Source organism: Terasakiella sp. SH-1, assembly GCF_004564135.1.
Lineage (GTDB): Bacteria > Pseudomonadota > Alphaproteobacteria > Rhodospirillales > Terasakiellaceae > Terasakiella.
On sequence record NZ_CP038255.1, the window covers coordinates 1,791,113 to 1,811,287 of the forward strand.

Here is a 20,175-nt window from a genome sequence, read left to right on the forward strand (position 1 = left end):
AACTCCACCTTCTTCATATCTCGAACAGTTGATTGGGACCTTGATCCCGGAGCACAAGAAGGAGAAAGAAGTATGGCACATTTCAATTATTTTGTCGGCATTGATGTTGGGAAATATGAATGCCTCGTTGCTTTTAGTCATTCCTCCAAAATTTTATCCATCCCCAACACAGCAATCGGATTGCAAGAGCTTATTGATGGCCTTGAGGAAATCAAATCCAATACGCTCATTGCCATGGAAGCCACGGGAGGCTATGAAGTGGCCTTCTGGAAAGTTCTTCACAAAGCGGGTTTTCATGTTCGTCAAGTCCCTCCCGCTCAAGTAAGATCTTTTGCCCGTTCCAAAGCTCAAATTGCAAAAACAGATCGCATTGATGCCAAAATCATTTGCCGTTTTATACAGGAAAACCCAAATTCAGGCCGTTCCCTTCCATCTGATAATGTATTGAGGCTCAATAGGTTAATGGCAAAACGTTATCAACTCATTAAAGTAAGGGCTGCATTAAAATGCCAATCTCGACAACAGCAGGAAGAAGACCTTGAAGAATTGGACAAGGCTCATATCCAGTTTCTAAATAACCAGATTTCCAATTTAAACGCTATGATCACAACGCTCATTCATGAGAATCATGACCTTGAAGAAAAGGATCGTATTTTGCAATCGATCCCCGGCGTTGGCCCTGTCCTCAGTGCAAGTTTTCTGGCCTTCCTTCCCGAACTTGGAACGGCCTCAGATAAACAAATTGCCTGTTTATGTGGTATCGCTCCTATCGCACGAGATAGCGGGAAATATAAAGGAAAGCGTTTTATGTCTGGCGGGCGAAAACAGGTTCGTGACGTTCTTTATCAAGCTGCATTAGTCGCTTCATGGCATAACCCGAAGATAAAAACCTTCTTTGCACGCCTTAAGTCTGCTGGAAAACCGCATAAAGTTTGCGTTATTGCAGCAGCTCGAAAGCTGGCAACAATTGCAAATGCCATGGTGCTTCAGAAATCAGAGTGGCAAACTGATTAATACAGTTGCTGAATATGTCCTTGAGAAAAATCATAAAAAACAGGGGCCACTTTCCCAATGACGAGGCGGCGACCAAGTTGTTGTATCTGGCCTTGAAAAATGCCTCAAAAAAGTGGACCATACCCACTCGAACATGGAAACAGGCTCTCAACCAGTTTGCCGTCCTGTTCGAAGACCGTTTTCCATCCTCAATATATTGAGGATGGAAAAGTGAACTTAAGCGGTCATTTACACGGAAGATCGGACACTACCCAGCATTAATATACGACCTGTCCAAAAACACCGATAAAAATAGACAGTCGTTTCATCCGGCTTTTATTTTTCTCAATTGAGCCACTTGGTACATTATTTTCACTGTTTAACCTCATAGAGATACCCTCTACCTTTCTCTCTCTGCCTTCACTTCTTTTGCTTGCGCCTTTGACATAACACTGTTCTTACATTTGAACTCAAGATTTGACCATCTAACCTTTAAGTAGTATTCATATTTTTACTTTTATATCTACTAAAAATCATGCCCATATATTCAGCCTAGTGACTTACATATAATATTTACCTTTAAAAATTAGATAGTTATATTTATCACACCTTTACAAAAACATCACATTATAAACAGACGCGTCACCCCAACACCTTAGAATTAATATCTATTCGCTTTCCTCAATTTCCTTACAGACGCTCACTAAAACAATCTTAAGATCACATTCCCACATCACAAAATAGTCGATTATCAATCAACCAAATGAACGAAACGCCAGAAACATTAGAACCACAATCTGAAAACATTGCGTCACCCACAGACACAGGGCTGCTCTGTCTCGTCATCCTCTCTCAGTTTTTTGAGCGCCCAGCAGAAGCTGATCAGATCAAGCACTCGTTAGGTAAATCAGATGTGATGACGTCTGATTACTTATTGTTCGTTGCAAAAGGGTTCCCTTGTCTTCAGCAGCGCTTGAGCTTTTACAGAAACGTAAAGATGCCCCTGATGCTCATCGTATCTGGATTTTTGAAGGTTCCGTTAACAGGGAGCAAATCAAGAACACTTGGAGATCAATTCGTGAACGAACGACCATAACACTATGGCAGGAAGACCCTACCCTTGACGGTTTTATATCTGAGGTTAAGGAAAAACACGGCAAGAAGTTCAGCTTTAAGAAATGTCTTGAGGACGCTGAAGCACAGAGCATCCACCTTCCAATGGGTGTGTTAGATTTACGAATGCACGACCTTCGCTTCTATCTTAGCATCTTCTGGTCAAGGCCTGCTTTCAATTGGGGCATTGCTAGGTCACACCCAGCAACAAACAACACATAGGTATGCAACATCTATACGATGCCCCGCTCAGAGATGCGGTCAATATCGTAGGCAACAAGGTTGCATAAATGCATTCAATGGATTTTTAAATTTTGAGGGCGGGAATTTTCCTGCCCTTTTCATTTTTCTTTATGCCGTAAACCGCCTATCCACAATAACAGTTTTCTCAAATGTTGTTTCTTTCTTCTTAGGCAATCAAGCCTCCATTAAGAAAGGAACATAAAATGGAAAATGATGATGTTAAAATTAGTGTAGAAGCAAGTGTAAAATAGGGTACACATAGACCTTGCCGCCCATAATGGTGTATTTCTCTGTCATATCGCGCCTTTCCACAGTTGGAGCAGTAAATGTGTAAGGAATGTGTAATTTTTCCATTTCCCAATTCCAACTTAATTCTATATTCGCTTTTACATTTTCCGTAAAATCCGTATTATGAGTATCGTAGTTATTAATCATACAGGTCATGACAATGAAAACTATTTCTGCAACGTCAGCATCAAAAGAATTTGGGCGTTATCTTGATACAGCTCAAAGAGAGCCTGTTATTGTCACGAAAAAAGATCGTCCTGTTGCAGTTACCATGTCGATCCAAGAGGCTCAAGAGTTGTTTGAATTACGTATTCAAGCTGGAATTCAACGTGGTCTATCAGATGTAGAGCAAGAAAACTATCATGAACTGACAGCCGATTACGCTCAGCAACTAAAGAAACGTTTTAAAGCCAATATCTAAAAATAATTATGCACGTCATCATTACCAGAAATGGCGAAGCAGACCTTGAAGCCATTTACCAGTACCATGCTGAATATACTTTTGAATATGCGGATAAATTTCATGATGAAATTATCGCATTTATGATTGAAAAATTGTCACACTTCCCAGAACTTGGTAGGGAGGTTTCTACTGTCCCTCAAATCAGAAAACTCGTATACGATAGTTCTTACAATATTTACTATCTGATAAAGGAAGATACTGCTTATATCCTCTATATCTTGGATGGACGACGAATCTTAAATGATCAAATTCAATTCCTCCAAGATCACGAAATTGATGGCCTGATGTAGGGAAAAATATGAATCGAGATGCTGTCAAAGAACATTTTTCTGAACACTGTAAGTTGGCAACATTGTGTATTCTCGAACAGTGCCCTGCCTACTCAGCCAATATGAGGTTGCTGCAAGAAGTTTTAAGAGAACACGGTCTCAATATATCATCTGATGAATATAAAAAAGTAGGGGCTGAAGTAGCTAAGGGTTAATGTTTAGCCTGTTTATACCATATTTTCAGCTGCTTTAGGAGGTCTGCGTGGTTGCCTCCATTGAAACGCCATTCACACTCCTTGAGAAACCAGTAGAAATGGTCAGTTTTGATACCGTTGAATTTCCGCATATGACGCTTTGCCTGATTCCAAAAGTTCTCAATGCCATTGATGTGATTTTGTTTGTCTGCAAAGAGTTTGGAATGGTTGATGCGGCGGTGATGAAAGTCCGAAACATCCAATGCGTTGTAAGCGCCAAACGTATCGGTATAGACGATACTGTCAGGCTCGACCTTCTCCTGAATAATCGGTAACAGCGTCTCTGTCTTTGCATTGGGAATGATTGCCGTATAGACCTTGCCACCCCGCTTTAAAAGGCCAAACACAGCCACTTTGCCGCCAGCACCACGACCTCGTTTTCCTTTACGGACACCGCCAAAATAACTTTCATCAGCTTCAATCTCGCCTTGCAAACGATAGCTCGGCAACTTGCTGGCAATCAATTGGCGAAGCCGCATGAAGAAGCGGATCGATGTGTTCGCTTGGACACCTACAATTTCAGCAGTCGCACGAGCCGTGCTGCCTGCGACAAAATGCTCAATCAACTTGCTTTGCTGACGTAAAGTCAGACGACTTTTTCGGATGTACATCGTAGCCATTATAGAACCTCTTTCAGTCCTTAGCTACTTCAGCCCCAAAAAGAAATCGGATATCACTTGTGCGGTTTTGTATTTCAGAGCTGCATTTTGATTTCTTTTCTCTGGTATCTCGTCCAGTAAATCAAAACCGAGATTTGACCTTGGAAAGTCGTTAAACTTCATAAAAGCCAGCCTATCTTCGGATAGCTGGCTTTTCCCATTTTTTGGTTAGCTGAGTAAGAAGTTTTTCTGTCTTTGATAGTTCAGCCAAATCGGTTCACTGAAAATGGTATGGGCTGAGACTTCTCCTACAGAAGTCACATAAACAAATTGGCTTATCGGTATTATTTGTGCTGGTGTTGCAATCACCATCGGTCCAATTCTCGCTGATCGTTTTTTTGGAGACCCATCAGGCTACCAAGTTAGCTTTATTCAGCTTCTTCAAAGTGTGGTCTGATATGGGCGTTCAAACACAATTTTTACCTGCCGTAGGCACACCTAGTCATACTTTTTACTGTCCTGCCAGCCTGTTTCCATGGGGACCGCTTTTTGGCGTTTTCTTTGGGGCCTTAATGAGTGAAGTGATCCCGGTTTTCGAAATCGGGATCATGATCGGCTTTGCTTTATGGCATGTATTCTGGGCCACACAGTTTTTACGTGACCCTTGGATTGCAGACATTATTTCTGCACGCATGGATTTAAGGATTTTACCAGGCTTCTACACACGTAACCCCATCTCTGAAAAGGCTTGGGCATATGGATAATTGGTTTTTTGATTTTCTGGTTTGGCTTGTTGTACTTGCCACTTTCCTCGCTATTTTCCACCCGGTCTTACACAAAATGACCTTTGGGTCATGGGAAGAAGATTTACTTTCAGAAAAGCTCAATCTTGATCGCATCGAAGGAGATTTTGGTGAGATTGTCATTGATAAAGATGGCGGCTGTCATCAGGTCATTGAACTTTCTGGCCACGACTTTGCCGCTTTGGATGAAGCAGATCGTGAGCGTAAACTCTGGGACCGTGAAAGCTGGATTAAAATCCTGAGTGAAAGCAAAGTAAAATGTAAAATCATTTCTCATAAAAGCCTTCATAAACCACAATCATTAAACCCTCATACTCGCCAACATATGGCACGTGCTGATGAAAAATGGGAAGAACAATTCAAAAAATCCTATGAACTCGGCCATTACATCATCTTATCTGTACCAAACGCAGGTGATCTAAAAGCATTAGAAAAAGCCGTCTTGGATACACAAGATGAATTATCAGATTATCAACCGCGGCTCTTAGGTATCCTACCCCCCTGCTGCACGTTCCGCCCTTCCCTAATTTTGGCAACCGAAAGGACAGAATTTATGGCACTTATTGATTGCCCAGAACCAGACTGCAACCAAACGGGACTTTCCGACACAGCGGACGTATGTCCAAGCTGTCGGTATGATTTTGTAAAAGCACGTGAGAAAGCAAAAGAAAAGAAAGTACGCTTAATTTCATTTCTGCTCTTTCTTGTTGGCCTTGGCTTTATCGGATAACCAGGAAGGTTACTGATATTTTGGGCCGGGCCTTGATCCGTTTTTATGTCGAGGATATGGGTGTTGGTATCTGCTGGTTTAACCGGATCGCGGGAAACAACCGCCTCATGCATCCGCTAAAAATGTTCAATCACGCAATCGGCGCTCTTTGGCCGTTTCATTGCACATCACAAGGCATGGATAAAAGTCCTCATGGAGATTTACCCTTGCGCCTTTTATCTACACCCAGCGGTCAAACATATAAATTCCAATGGCATGTTAAAGACAAGCCCCAAGCATTGGGTAATTACTGTGTTTTTGCCCCATCTGACTCCGGTAAATCAACGCTTATTCTACATCTACTGAGTGGTGCCGCCAAGTTTCCCGACATTGCCAGCTTCGTATTAGACAGTAACGAGGGGGCGAAGTTCATGGTTGAAGCCATGGGGGGCACCTACATGGATTATGAAAATATTAAGTTTAACCCTCTTGATCTTGCAGAAGACAATCTGAAAAACAGAAACCGTATTGACTTCATTGTGCGCTCCATGTTGGGCGATTTTGAAGAGGAAGGTATGAATGCGGCCATTAACCATCTTATCGACCTTGCCTTTCACCTAGACCGTGGAGAACGAACTTTCGATGCACTTTACGATCATGCGTTCGAGCGACGTTCCAAACTCAAAGAACGCTTTGGTCTGTGGGTCCGTGAAGGACAACAAAGCCATCTATTCAACGCACCTTACGATACTTTGAAAAACACTCTAACAGGGTCGCATTTGATCGGTATCAACATGAACGAGATATTGAATGATCCAATCGTTGGTCCTCCGGTTGTGACACACATTTCCGAGGCGGTGCGTGAAGTCGGAAGGCAAAAGAAAGGTTTCAATCTATTTGTGGATGAGGCCGCGAACCTTTTACAGAACGATGGTTTCAAGAAATTCGTCAAAGAAATGTATCGAGAATATCGCAAGCTGGACGGCTGTGTTGGTATGGCGTTTCAGGACCCCGCAGGTTTGTTCGATAGTGGTATTGCACCAGCGGTTCTCACCAATACGGCAATGAAAATCTTTTTTCCAAACGCCAATGCCGACCCCGAAAGCCTACGCCAATTCAATTTCAACGAAGAACAAATGGACATCCGCCTTCTTCCCATTGTGCAACTGGAATACGTTTCATGATGAAATCAATGTGGCTAATCAAAGTGTCAGTAAGTTTAAGCCTTCCCTTCACTCGACGAAGGATGTCAATAACCTCCCAACGTTCATGAATGAGATGTTGTGGGAGACCTTTATAACCCGCAACCAACTCATTGTTTTGTCGGCGCTGAAAAGTTGTTTTTCTTGCCCCATTTGCAGTGCAACTGCTGTGTAATAGCGTTGCATTAAAGGGGTTAATAGCCCGGTTTTCTGCGGATATATTTGAAAAATCAGTCATTTTTTAAATGACGGTAAAAGTAGCTAAAATCCTTGAAAAAAGGTTGACAGCAAAAGGCCAAACTAGGATAATGCGTACATGTTCTGGCGCATTAACTTTTGGTTTTTGTTGGCCTTTCAAAAACCCTCGAATTACAGTTCGAGGGTTTTTTCTTTTCTAGAACACCTCCAAAAGAGGCCCTATACAAAAGGACAGTCTTTAAAGGGGAAAAGTATAATTTACCGTTTCGTTCCCTGCGTGCCCGGAATTTACAATTGACAAAATATGGGAAGTGGTCCCATATTTTGTCACTCTTCTGACAGGAAAGAAGGTTGGTTGCGGGGGCCAGATTTGAACTGACGACCTTCAGGTTATGAGACGGATCAACTTAACCGCAATCAATTGTTTTTATGACATAATTTAACGACATAAGAATTGTATGTGTAAGATTATGTGCAAATTCATACTCAATTCAAAACCGCTCTCTGAATATTGCAAAGAGCTGTTCAAAACATTACTCCCAATTGGCTGTAATTACATTTTCCAGCTGATTATGTAACTCATTTAAAAGTTCTGTTTCACCATAAGATGGGGGAGAGAACGCAGCCATTGCTTCAACCAAGTTTTCAACATTAGCAGCTTTAATTTTCTCACCATTCGAAACCTCAAAGGAAGAAACCATATTGTCCCCATCCTGAAGATACCAGTCGTCAACAGTTACAGTATCATTTGTTCCAATGATAGAAACTTCAAGATCATTGCCTTCTTGCCTAAACCACAGCTGGTTGTTTGCAATATTTTCTCCAAAGAGAATTTTATCTTCACTGCCCCCTTCTCTGTGGTTTCTGATAATATCCTGCCCTCTGTTGCGATTGATTTGATAACAATCATCACCAGAGCCGCCATCCAAGATATCATTACCGGCACCACCGTTAAGGATATCATCGCCCGAACCACCGGATAACTTATCCGCACCACTCTGACCTTCAAGAAGGTCTGAACCAGCTGAACCGTTCAATGTGTCAGCTCCAGCCCCACTAATCAGAACATCGTTCCCTTCTGTTCCAACGAGGTTTTCATCAGTTGGCATAGCTGTATAAAGTTTATGATAGACGCCATTACCGCTGCCATCCTGAGCGCTGTCTGAATGCCACGTAGAGACGAAACTACCATCCGCTAGAGAGGCCAAAGAACCATATTTCTGGTTACCGGAAGTATAGTCGTTGACAACAAATTCACCACCAACCTTTTGAGTATTAGCATCATAGCGTTGTCCAACAATCGCATAACCACTACCATCCACATTATTAGTCTCCCAAGTGATAACAAAACCACCATCGTCAAGACCGATCACGTCGCTATACATGTGTACTGTTGTCGAAGTCGTCGTCGTTGCCAGAGTTTCACCACCGATTTTATTACCTGTGGCATCATAACGCTGAAAATGCACTCCTCCTTGCTGATAGGCAGACCAGGAAATAACAAAACCACCATCACTTAACGCTGCGATCTCAGGTTGGAATTCCGAACTTGACGTTCTACTGTTTACAAGAAACTCTCCACCAACCTTATTATTATCACCATCAAAAATCTGTGCCCAGGAACCCATGCCGCTGCCATCACGGCCAACAGCATCATGCCAGGTCACCACATAACCGCCACCAATCAAAGTAACAATATGGGAGGCCCCGATATCTCCAGGACTGGCATTGGCGATTAATTCACCACCGACCTTATTTCCAGCAGCATCATAACGTTGCACCACGATATTGTTCACGCCGCCTTCATGGAAACTGACAACAAACCCACCATCACCCAGTGATGCCAGATCACTACGGATTTGGCGTCCGGAAACGGAGGTACTCACCTGAAATTCAGTGTTTACCTTTGCGCCAGATGCGTCGTAACGTTGGCCATAAATGCCATAATCACTGCTATCCTGACCGTAACTATCCCAGGTAACCACAAAACCACCGTCATTCAGACCAACAACGGAAGGTTCGCGCTGAGTGCTGCTTGTATAAGTATTTATCTGGAATTCACCACCAACTTTATGGCCTGCCCCATCATAGCGTTGACCATAGATACCCGAGCTGCTCCCGTCCTGAGGGCTATCCCAGACAACGACGTATCCTCCACCTTCAAGGGCGGCAACATTCGGTGATTGTTGGCTCCCTGACGTAAAGCTATTGACCTGCTGCTCAGAACCTTCATTTAACACAAGGGGACCCGAGTTCAGCCCGACACCAACCGCCATATCTGCATAAGTGACATTGCCAACTTCATCCATGACCGTATAGGTGAAGCTATCTTCCCCAGAACCATTTGCATGAGCTTCAAACTCATAAGACCCAGTGTTTGCATCCACAATACGCACCCGGCCATTATCCATCGCAACCCAGCCATCCGCATCAGCCACACCATCAAGCGCATAAGTCAGCGTAACATCACTACCCTCATCAGAACCATCTGCGCCACCAATAGCGCCTAACTTCCAACTCGCAATATCACCTGGATTAAGAATAATCGAACCACCATCACTAACAGGCACAGACGTCAAGTCCATAAGGCCATCGGCAAACCTGATGGTTTCAATGTTGGACAAGCTATCCTCTTCGCCAGTCACAACATGCAAAACAGTCCAATGATCTGTGGCCTTGTCATAGCGCAACTGATAATCCGCTTGATTACCGGACAACACCGCCACATCATCACCAGACCCGCCATCCAGAACATCATTACCGGCACCACCGTTAAGGATATCATCGCCCGAACCACCGGATAACTTATCCGCACCACTCTGACCTTTAAGAAGGTCTGAACCAGCTGAACCGTTCAATGTGTCAGCTCCAGCCCCACTAATCAGAACATCGTTCCCTTCTGTTCCAACCAAGTTTTCATTACTGACCTCTGCGGCAAAAACTTTTTGAGCAATGCCATTGCTATCACCGTCATTACCTGCTGACTGCCAAGTCATCACCAAGCTACCATCTTCCAAGCTCGTAATCGAAGGCTGGTTTTGATCGCCGGAATGATAATCATTCACCAGGAAATAGCTGCCGCTTTGATTACCGGCAGCATCATAGCGTTGCGCAAGAATGCCATCATTGGCACCATCATAGCCATAGGTCTCCCAGGCAACAACAAAGCCGCCATCAGCCAGACCCACCACATCATTATAATATTGTTGGCCCCAGGTATGGACCGTATTGACATGGAATTCCCTGCCAACTCGGACTCCATTACTATCATAACGTTGCGCGAAAATACCATAATCACTCCCGTCCTGCTTATGAGAACTCCACGTGACAATAAAACCACCATCTTTAAGGTTGCTAATTGAAGCAAGGTGCTGAACCGAACTGGTATAGCTATTCACCTGGAATTCAGAACCCTTCTTGTGACCTGAAGCATCAAAAGCCTGACCAAAGATGCCTACAGTGCTTCCATCACGATTACCTGCATCTTGCCAAACAACAGCGTAACCGCCATCACCCAAAGTCGTAACCTGAGGTAAGCCAAGGTCTCCTCCTGCATTTGTAATATGCGTTTCACCTCCAATTGGGGAAGAGTTGGCATCATAAAGTTGGGACGTAATATACCCATCACTACTATCATTCCAAACCACTAGGAAATTACCATTCTCGAAAGATGTAATGGCATTCTGTCTTTGATCCCATGAAGTCTCATGGCTCACATGGAATTCTCCACTCACTGGATTGCCATTGCCATCATAACGTTGGGCATAAATGCCATTTTCGCTTCCATCCTGACCATAGCTATCCCAGCTCACAACGAAACCACCATCAGCCATACCTGTAACTGAGGGTACACCCTGGCTATTATTGGTATATGTATTTATCTGGAATTCACCACCAATTTTATGGCCTGCCCCATCATAGCGTTGACCATAGATACCCGAGCTGCTCCCGTCCTGAGGGCTATCCCAGACAACGACGTATCCTCCACCTTCAAGGGCGGCAACATTCGGTGATTGTTGGCTCCCTGACGTAAAGCTATTGACCTGCTGCTCAGAACCTTCATTTAACACAAGGGGACCCGAGTTCAGCCCGACACCAACCGCCATATCTGCATAAGTGACATTGCCAACTTCATCCATGACCGTATAGGTGAAGCTATCTTCCCCAGAACCATTTGCATGAGCTTCAAACTCATAAGACCCAGTGTTTGCATCCACAATACGCACCCGGCCATTATCCATCGCAACCCAGCCATCCGCATCAGCCACACCATCAAGCGCATAAGTCAGCGTAACATCACTACCCTCATCAGAACCATCTGCGCCACCAATAGCGCCTAACTTCCAACTCGCAATATCACCTGGATTAAGAATAATCGAACCACCATCACTAACAGGCACAGACGTCAAGTCCATAAGGCCATCGGCAAACCTGATGGTTTCAATGTTGGACAAGCTATCCTCTTCGCCAGTCACAACATGCAAAACAGTCCAATGATCTGTGGCCTTGTCATAGCGCAACTGATAATCCGCTTGATTACCGGACAACACCGCCACATCATCACCAGACCCGCCATCCAGAACATCATTACCGGCACCACCGTTAAGGATATCATCGCCCGAACCACCGGATAACTTATCCGCACCACTCTGACCTTTAAGAAGGTCTGAACCAGCTGAACCGTTCAATGTGTCAGCTCCAGCCCCACTAATCAGAACATCGTTCCCTTCTGTTCCAACCAAGTTTTCATTACTGACCTCTGCGGCAAAAACTTTTTGAGCAATGCCATTGCTATCACCGTCATTACCTGCTGACTGCCAAGTCATCACCAAGCTACCATCTTCCAAGCTCGTAATCGAAGGCTGGTTTTGATCGCCGGAATGATAATCATTCACCAGGAAATAGCTGCCGCTTTGATTACCGGCAGCATCATAGCGTTGCGCAAGAATGCCATCATTGGCACCATCATAGCCATAGGTCTCCCAGGCAACAACAAAGCCGCCATCAGCCAGACCCACCACATCATTATAATATTGTTGGCCCCAGGTATGGACCGTATTGACATGGAATTCCCTGCCAACTCGGACTCCATTACTATCATAACGTTGCGCGAAAATACCATAATCACTCCCGTCCTGCTTATGAGAACTCCACGTGACAATAAAACCACCATCTTTAAGGTTGCTAATTGAAGCAAGGTGCTGAACCGAACTGGTATAGCTATTCACCTGGAATTCAGAACCCTTCTTGTGACCTGAAGCATCAAAAGCCTGACCAAAGATGCCTACAGTGCTTCCATCACGATTACCTGCATCTTGCCAAACAACAGCGTAACCGCCATCACCCAAAGTCGTAACCTGAGGTAAGCCAAGGTCTCCTCCTGCATTTGTAATATGCGTTTCACCTCCAATTGGGGAAGAGTTGGCATCATAAAGTTGGGACGTAATATACCCATCACTACTATCATTCCAAACCACTAGGAAATTACCATTCTCGAAAGATGTAATGGCATTCTGTCTTTGATCCCATGAAGTCTCATGGCTCACATGGAATTCTCCACTCACTGGATTGCCATTGCCATCATAACGTTGGGCATAAATGCCATTTTCGCTTCCATCCTGACCATAGCTATCCCAGCTCACAACGAAACCACCATCAGCCATACCTGTAACTGAGGGTACACCCTGGCTATTATTGGTATATGTATTTATCTGGAATTCACCACCAATTTTATGGCCTGCCCCATCATAGCGTTGACCATAGATACCCGAGCTGCTCCCGTCCTGAGGGCTATCCCAGACAACGACGTATCCTCCACCTTCAAGGGCGGCAACATTCGGTGATTGTTGGCTCCCTGACGTAAAGCTATTGACCTGCTGCTCAGAACCTTCATTTAACACAAGGGGACCCGAGTTCAGCCCGACACCAACCGCCATATCTGCATAAGTGACATTGCCAACTTCATCCATGACCGTATAGGTGAAGCTATCTTCCCCAGAACCATTTGCATGAGCTTCAAACTCATAAGACCCAGTGTTTGCATCCACAATACGCACCCGGCCATTATCCATCGCAACCCAGCCATCCGCATCAGCCACACCATCAAGCGCATAAGTCAGCGTAACATCACTACCCTCATCAGAACCATCTGCGCCACCAATAGCGCCTAACTTCCAACTCGCAATATCACCTGGATTAAGAATAATCGAACCACCATCACTAACAGGCACAGACGTCAAGTCCATAAGGCCATCGGCAAACCTGATGGTTTCAATGTTGGACAAGCTATCCTCTTCGCCAGTCACAACATGCAAAACAGTCCAATGATCTGTGGCCTTGTCATAGCGCAACTGATAATCCGCTTGATTACCGGACAACACCGCCACATCATCACCAGACCCGCCATCCAGAACATCATTACCGGCACCACCGTTAAGGATATCATCGCCCGAACCACCGGATAACTTATCCGCACCACTCTGACCTTTAAGAAGGTCTGAACCAGCTGAACCGTTCAATGTGTCAGCTCCAGCCCCACTAATCAGAACATCGTTCCCTTCTGTTCCAACCAAGTTTTCATTACTGACCTCTGCGGCAAAAACTTTTTGAGCAATGCCATTGCTATCACCGTCATTACCTGCTGACTGCCAAGTCATCACCAAGCTACCATCTTCCAAGCTCGTAATCGAAGGCTGGTTTTGATCGCCGGAATGATAATCATTCACCAGGAAATAGCTGCCGCTTTGATTACCGGCAGCATCATAGCGTTGCGCAAGAATGCCATCATTGGCACCATCATAGCCATAGGTCTCCCAGGCAACAACAAAGCCGCCATCAGCCAGACCCACCACATCATTATAATATTGTTGGCCCCAGGTATGGACCGTATTGACATGGAATTCCCTGCCAACTCGGACTCCATTACTATCATAACGTTGCGCGAAAATACCATAATCACTCCCGTCCTGCTTATGAGAACTCCACGTGACAATAAAACCACCATCTTTAAGGTTGCTAATTGAAGCAAGGTGCTGAACCGAACTGGTATAGCTATTCACCTGGAATTCAGAACCCTTCTTGTGACCTGAAGCATCAAAAGCCTGACCAAAGATGCCTACAGTGCTTCCATCACGATTACCTGCATCTTGCCAAACAACAGCGTAACCGCCATCACCCAAAGTCGTAACCTGAGGTAAGCCAAGGTCTCCTCCTGCATTTGTAATATGCGTTTCACCTCCAATTGGGGAAGAGTTGGCATCATAAAGTTGGGACGTAATATACCCATCACTACTATCATTCCAAACCACTAGGAAATTACCATTCTCGAAAGATGTAATGGCATTCTGTCTTTGATCCCATGAAGTCTCATGGCTCACATGGAATTCTCCACTCACTGGATTGCCATTGCCATCATAACGTTGGGCATAAATGCCATTTTCGCTTCCATCCTGACCATAGCTATCCCAGCTCACAACGAAACCACCATCAGCCATACCTGTAACTGAGGGTACACCCTGGCTATTATTGGTATATGTATTTATCTGGAATTCACCACCAATTTTATGGCCTGCCCCATCATAGCGTTGACCATAGATACCCGAGCTGCTCCCGTCCTGAGGGCTATCCCAGACAACGACGTATCCTCCACCTTCAAGGGCGGCAACATTCGGTGATTGTTGGCTCCCTGACGTAAAGCTATTGACCTGCTGCTCAGAACCTTCATGTAACACAAGAGGGCCTGAGTTCAACCCGACACCAACCGCCATATCCGCATAAGTGACATTGCCGCCCTCATCCGTCACCGTGTAGGTGAAGCTATCTTCGCCGGAGGCTCCGGCATTAGCTTCAAACTCATAAGCCCCGGTGTTCGCATCCACAATACGCACCCGACCATTGGCGCTCGCAACCCAGCCATCTGCATCAGCGACACCATCAAGCGCATAAGTCAGGGTAACATCACCATCCTCATCAGAACCATCTGCTCCACCAAAAGCGCCTAACTTCCAACTCGCAACATCCCCTGCATTTAGAACAATCGAACCACCATCGCCAACAGGCGCTGACGTCAAATCCATGCTCCCGTCTGCAAACTGAACCGTCTCAATGTTGCTCAGTGTATCCGTCTCACCACTGGCCATATGAAGAACTGACCAGCTGTCTGCTTCACCGTCATAACGCAGCTGGTAATCGGCCTTTTTGCCCGTAAAGACAGCCATATCCGTGCCCATTCCACCATCAAGCACATCATCACCGGCACCACCATGCAGCTCATCATTACCGGAACCACCAAACAAGGTATCATTCCCGGCATTCCCTTTGATATAGTTATCAGCTTGGTTACCAACCAATTCATCTTCAAACTCAGATCCAACAAGGTTTTCAATGTTCTGAAGCCCATCTTCACCGAAACCCTCATTTTCAACTAAGTCTAGTGAGACACCGACATGTGAATCAGCATACGAGAGAGAGTTTAGATCACCGTCTTTCCAATAATTTTCTATATCCGAATTGGCCTCAAAATACTCTTTAGATAAATTACCAAGCAAAGCAAGGGAACCCTCATCACCCTCAAAACGTAGTAACTCTACATTCTCAAGAACATCACGATCCCCTGATGAAGTATGGGTAATCTCAAAGCCACCGTTAGAGTCAGTTTCTTCAATTTGATAGTCCTCCAATGCCCCTTCAAAAACAGCAACATCTAAACCATCGCCACCCTGAATGACATCGTCTCCTACACCACCAATAAAAGTGATATCTTCACCTCGGGCAATCAGGGTATTATCTCCACTCCCCCCCACAAGGACCGAGTTATCATAACCCACAAGAACAGTATCATCAGAATTACTGCTATCTTGCAGAATATTGCCGCCTGCCTTGTTATCAATTAATACGTCAACTCCAGTATTGCCGATATCAACTTTCTGTCCGGACTCGCCCCCCATAAACTGAACCGTTTTGCCGTCACTCGTCTTGAGAATAGTTGTATCTCCACCAACGATGAGCATATTTCCTGCCGCTGGTGCTTGGTCGGAAAGTTCGACCTCTGCAATACTGCCCTTATTGCCATCTTTGAAGCTGAATTCACCTTCTTGGCGAATGAAATTGCCATTATCGTAACGATCAGAAGAGTTAGATGATAAAGACACCTCTTCGATACCAAACTGTGACAAAGTGTAAAGCTCATTACCATCGCTAACACCATTGACATCCTTATCGACCCAAACACGGAGCCATTTCCATGTCGCATCGTTCTCATTAAGGACACCGTCAGAATTACTATCTGCCAAGGCTAGGTCTTCAAAAGACCTAATCATTTCATTATTACTGGCAATTACACCATCCTGGTCAAAATCAACAACCATGAAGCCATGATTAGGCATAATCCAGCCAGTTTGTTCTGCTACGCTATCCCCATTAAGGTCGAAACTCACATCATTTTGATCAATTCCCAAGGTTGAGACACGACTGCCAAACAAATTCATGACCAAAGCGTTTCCGCCCTGAGCACCATCTGCGTGTATCATCGGGCTTCCATCACCTGTGCCAAAAGCCGCATCAGCAAAAACCCCGGTGCGTCCGTCTGCGAACTTGAAAGCCCCCTTACCAAAGACCGTATTTCCTTCTATCTCTTCAATGACCTGATCGCTGGCCAACGTAATTTCCGTTACGCCAGCTTGATCCATAGTTAAGACTTCACCTGCCTTGGAAATACCGTCTCCATTATCCATCCAGACTTTGAATTTACTCCAATCCTTATCTTCACTGGATAATACGCCATCTTCATTTGTATCAAAGGCCTGTAAACCTTCTAAGTCAGTTCGCGCCCCTTCCTTATACCCAACAAAAGAAAGCTCATCATATTCGGTAATCAAGCCATCATTGTTTGCATCTAAAGCCAACAGGCCATCACCTTCACCGACCCAGCCGCGTTGTTCAACCCAGCCATCACCGTCCAGATCGAACATGGCATCAGACATGTCCACAGGTATGAGTTTGACCCCATCACCATCCATATCCAGAACGATCGGTTTGCCACCACCAAAGACACTCGTTACAACAGTCACCACCGTAGCTGCTGCAATCACGACCGGGTTCATGGATACAGCTGCTGCCGTCCACATAAACGTATTGATCCCCCCTTCAACAGACGGATTTTCGACAAAACCAATGGCAGAAACAATTGCGTTGACCGCAGGTACAGGTAACCCTGCACCAACAGCATTGGCAACATGCAACCCTGCATTTACAACCGTTGCCGGTGTTGGATTATCAATAGCACTAATTACAGAGAGAGCTGCACCAGCACCGGCAAAAACACCATCAAGCACTTTTTGGTCAACTTGAAACATGCCTTGTTTATAAGTACCTATATCCAGGGCCTTCGCAACTTCTACCTTAAAGCCAGTATCAAATTGCATCCCTGCTTGAAGGGCCGTATGAACGGCACCTGCCGTATTCCGAATTGTCGGTCTGTCAATCGCATTTGCAACAGAGGCAAGGGTATGTAGTGCCATACCGCCATCGCTGAGGTAATTACCCAAACGCGTACCTTTTGTGATAGGACCTTTATCCTCAATACCCAACTGTCGCGCTGTATTCTCAAGAAAGTTTTTATCCAAAGACATACCAACAGCTTGAACGGTCCTGACCGTACTGGATAAAGCTCTTAAAACATTTGCCGAAGATGGGTTCTCTACAGCATTTGAGACTGAATCAAATGCCATTTTCGTATCATATAACGCCAACCAACCTGGATTAGTCGCCAATGCAGTGATAGAGCCAGACGTGCTATGTTGTCCAATAAACTGACCAAATGGAAGAGTTATACCACCTGGTGTTACTCTAGTTGTATTGTACTTGAGCCAGTTTGTATAAGACTGAGGGTCGGCATCAGTAGATACAGGCAACGAGATGACATCTTGCTGTGTACCAGCATTATCTATGCGTTCTTTAACGACGTCAGAAAGCGTATCATTACCAGAGCCACCAATTAGCTTATCTACGCCGAAAGAACCTGTGATAAGCTTCGTTGAATCGCTGAGCTTCGATGCGTAATGGTTTAGCTTGCTTGCATCATAATTATCATAAGAAATGTCATAGCTGTTTTCAGGATTTACAGCATCAACGATCTTGATCACATCGTCCGGCGAAAAGTCCAGTTTATATTCCCGTCCGTCATCCGTAGCGAACGACATTTCACCGGATTCATAAGAACGAAGCCAACCACCATTTACACCCGTTGCCTGATAAGAAGCATTAGCATCTTCTGCAGTATATTCAACTGTTCTAAACCCGTCGTCCCAGTAATAATCTTTGGTTGCTTTATCCAATGTTTCATGCTGTACATAGCCACTGTCAACATCCCATGTAACATTGTGAGTTTGCTTACTATTTCCATCTAAGCTAGTAACATAACGCGCACCAGTATCATCCCAGTTACGTACGACAGATGTCCCGTCTGTGTTTTCAGTAACGGAGCGGACTGTTTCACTATCTCCATCAAAAGCAAATACAGTCTCTCGTGTACCATCTTTAAAATAGGTGACAATACGATTGTCATCGTTCGCAACTTCAAATTCGGTATTGTCACTAAAATTATATACGATTTTATTTGCAGTATGAGCTACAGTTGCAACAACTTCACTTGTCATCGGGTCCGTTAACAGCCCTGATAGCACCCCATCTTCACCCAACACTGTGCTTTCAACTAAACCCGCAAGATCACCGGCTTCAGCTCCATATGAGATTACCTTATTAGCAATATCTCCATTTTCATTGTAGGTATCTAAAACCTGGTCCCCATTAGGGCGCAAAGTAATAACATGATCACCATCTTCGATGTCTAGACTACCTTGCCCTCGATAGTCATAAACTTTAGTCCCGTCAGACTGCTTCTCAACAATAGCAACAGCTTGATTGTTTTCAGCCAAAATACCATGTGTGATGCTACCATTATCACGATACCAAGTTTCAGACATCCCAGAGAATTGGTCATGTCCTACCGGATAATCAATTTTTGCTGAAACTACCCCATCGCTAAAATAGCGTTCAATAATCCCAGATGTCCGATCAACACTCCAAAAACCAGGTTCAATTTTGATGTTAGCAGCTTCTGCATCCCCATAACCGGCTGAGATTGTTTCTTTAATCGTTTCATAAACCCCTGCTTGATGCATGGCTGTATTATCCGAATTGAAAACAATCTTATTCTCAACTTTGTCATAACGAGTAACTGCGTGAATATACTCTACGATTTCGCCATAGTTTCTTGCTATATAATTTGCAAATAACTGTGCTTCTACAGGTGTTTCAGGAATATCCCGCCCTGTCTCAAAAAAACCAAACTTTGCAGCTTCTGCTTTTCGACGGTTATCAATGCCTCCATCACGCGAATCAGAAACCCCAGCAATCGTGGCAGGTTTATTTGAACGAAAACGAACTTCCATCCACGCATCATCGCGTCGCCCATCTGCCAATGCTTTTGACAAGTTAGGACCAATCAGACCTACATTATTATAGGCCATAGAGGTCAAAACCACTAATTCCTGGCTTTGTTCCAATTGACTAACCAGTTGATCAGCAACCTCAACACCATAGCCAGCTTGCTTATCCAGCCGGTTATGAATTTGGCTTTTCACCGCTTGAATATATTCTTCGTACGTATTGTCTAATAATGTGTTTTTCTGTGAAGTTATCACCGTATAATTAAGCTGCCCATTCTTTTGGGCTCGACTAAGAAGGCTTTCCTGATCTGCGACAGATGTGCCTTTCTTCTTAGTATTCGCAAGTTCTACTAGAACCTTATGATCATCAGCTGTGAATTTAATTCCTGTTCCTTCGAGTTTTTTATTAATTGTTTTTAACTCTCTAGCAGCCCACTTATTCTTGCCTTTTTCATAGATCAACGCATAACCATACCCAATAGTAGGGACCCCTTTGGAATCTATATAGGTTTTATTTTCATCTCTGCCTTCCGCACTTTTCAGTTTTTCTTTAAGGGCTACGTCAAAATCAGTAAGTTTAGTAACTTGAATCATG

General features: G+C 44.5%; 10 protein-coding genes and 1 pseudogene. 9 read left to right on the top strand and 2 right to left on the bottom strand.

All coding sequences use genetic code 11. The annotated features are described in order from the left end of the window. Nucleotides 1-72 precede the first annotated feature (72 nt). The 6 genes and pseudogenes from E4K71_RS08300 (at nucleotide 73) to E4K71_RS08325 (ending at nucleotide 3,584) form a co-directional block, all read left to right on the top strand. On the top strand, nucleotides 73-1,014 hold the full coding sequence (locus E4K71_RS08300) for an IS110 family transposase (RefSeq protein WP_135078533.1): 942 nt from the start codon (nucleotides 73-75) through the stop codon (nucleotides 1,012-1,014). Then, nucleotides 1,014-1,214 (top strand): annotated as a pseudogene (locus tag E4K71_RS08305) (transposase); the annotation flags it as partial. The gene E4K71_RS08300 and the pseudogene E4K71_RS08305, both read left to right, overlap by 1 nt. 736 nt (nucleotides 1,215-1,950) lie before the next feature. After that, nucleotides 1,951-2,328: a hypothetical protein gene (locus E4K71_RS18190; RefSeq protein ID WP_167730377.1), complete on the top strand. Its 378-nt coding sequence runs from the start codon at nucleotides 1,951-1,953 to the stop codon at nucleotides 2,326-2,328. 469 nt (nucleotides 2,329-2,797) lie between these two features. Next, nucleotides 2,798-3,058: a type II toxin-antitoxin system Phd/YefM family antitoxin gene (locus E4K71_RS08315; RefSeq protein ID WP_167730379.1), complete on the top strand. Its 261-nt coding sequence runs from the start codon at nucleotides 2,798-2,800 to the stop codon at nucleotides 3,056-3,058. An 8-nt stretch (nucleotides 3,059-3,066) separates the two neighbouring features. Next, nucleotides 3,067-3,390 carry a type II toxin-antitoxin system RelE/ParE family toxin gene (locus E4K71_RS08320; RefSeq protein ID WP_135078537.1) on the top strand — a complete coding sequence of 108 codons (324 nt, stop codon included), beginning with the start codon at nucleotides 3,067-3,069 and terminating at the stop codon, nucleotides 3,388-3,390. 8 nt (nucleotides 3,391-3,398) lie between these two features. Then, on the top strand, nucleotides 3,399-3,584 hold the full coding sequence (locus E4K71_RS08325) for a hypothetical protein (RefSeq protein WP_135078539.1): 186 nt from the start codon (nucleotides 3,399-3,401) through the stop codon (nucleotides 3,582-3,584). Here E4K71_RS08325 and E4K71_RS08330 read toward each other — a convergent pair. After that, complete coding sequence (locus E4K71_RS08330) at nucleotides 3,581-4,234, bottom strand: IS1595 family transposase (RefSeq protein WP_135081979.1); 654 nt, start codon at nucleotides 4,232-4,234, stop codon at nucleotides 3,581-3,583. The genes E4K71_RS08325 and E4K71_RS08330 overlap by 4 nt on opposite strands. A gap of 338 nt (nucleotides 4,235-4,572) precedes the next feature. Here E4K71_RS08330 and E4K71_RS08335 point away from each other — a divergent pair, with 338 nt between their 5' ends. Genes E4K71_RS08335 through E4K71_RS08345 form a run of 3 tightly spaced genes read left to right on the top strand, consistent with a single transcriptional unit; the run spans nucleotide 4,573 to nucleotide 6,918 of the window. Then, complete coding sequence (locus tag E4K71_RS08335) at nucleotides 4,573-4,986, top strand: hypothetical protein (protein WP_135078541.1); 414 nt, start codon at nucleotides 4,573-4,575, stop codon at nucleotides 4,984-4,986. After that, nucleotides 4,979-5,755 (top strand): hypothetical protein, encoded by a 777-nt coding sequence (locus tag E4K71_RS08340; protein ID WP_135078543.1) that lies wholly within the window; start codon nucleotides 4,979-4,981, stop codon nucleotides 5,753-5,755. Before E4K71_RS08335 ends, E4K71_RS08340 begins: the two co-directional genes overlap by 8 nt. A gap of 56 nt (nucleotides 5,756-5,811) precedes the next feature. Further along, the gene (locus tag E4K71_RS08345; protein ID WP_135078544.1) at nucleotides 5,812-6,918 is read left to right on the top strand and encodes a VirB4 family type IV secretion system protein; all 1,107 of its coding nucleotides are present in this window, start codon (nucleotides 5,812-5,814) and stop codon (nucleotides 6,916-6,918) included. Between the two features lie 749 nt (nucleotides 6,919-7,667). On the opposite strand, the gene E4K71_RS18365 is transcribed toward E4K71_RS08345, so the two are convergent. Then, a complete protein-coding gene (locus E4K71_RS18365) occupies nucleotides 7,668-20,174 on the bottom strand; it encodes an Ig-like domain-containing protein (RefSeq protein WP_135078546.1) in 12,507 nt (4,168 codons plus the stop codon). Nucleotide 20,175 lies beyond the last annotated feature (1 nt).

What these genes read in the sequence shown, in the direction of transcription:
- E4K71_RS18365 (WP_135078546.1), bottom strand. Translation starts at nt 20,174, where the DNA reads ATGATTCAAGTTACTAAACTTACTGATTTTGACGTAGCCCTTAAAGAA.
- E4K71_RS08340 (WP_135078543.1), top strand. Translation starts at nt 4,979, where the DNA reads ATGGATAATTGGTTTTTTGATTTTCTGGTTTGGCTTGTTGTACTTGCC.
- E4K71_RS08345 (WP_135078544.1), top strand. Translation starts at nt 5,812, where the DNA reads ATGGGTGTTGGTATCTGCTGGTTTAACCGGATCGCGGGAAACAACCGC.
- E4K71_RS08300 (WP_135078533.1), top strand. Translation starts at nt 73, where the DNA reads ATGGCACATTTCAATTATTTTGTCGGCATTGATGTTGGGAAATATGAA.
- E4K71_RS08325 (WP_135078539.1), top strand. Translation starts at nt 3,399, where the DNA reads ATGAATCGAGATGCTGTCAAAGAACATTTTTCTGAACACTGTAAGTTG.
- E4K71_RS08320 (WP_135078537.1), top strand. Translation starts at nt 3,067, where the DNA reads ATGCACGTCATCATTACCAGAAATGGCGAAGCAGACCTTGAAGCCATT.
- E4K71_RS08315 (WP_167730379.1), top strand. Translation starts at nt 2,798, where the DNA reads ATGAAAACTATTTCTGCAACGTCAGCATCAAAAGAATTTGGGCGTTAT.
- E4K71_RS08330 (WP_135081979.1), bottom strand. Translation starts at nt 4,234, where the DNA reads ATGTACATCCGAAAAAGTCGTCTGACTTTACGTCAGCAAAGCAAGTTG.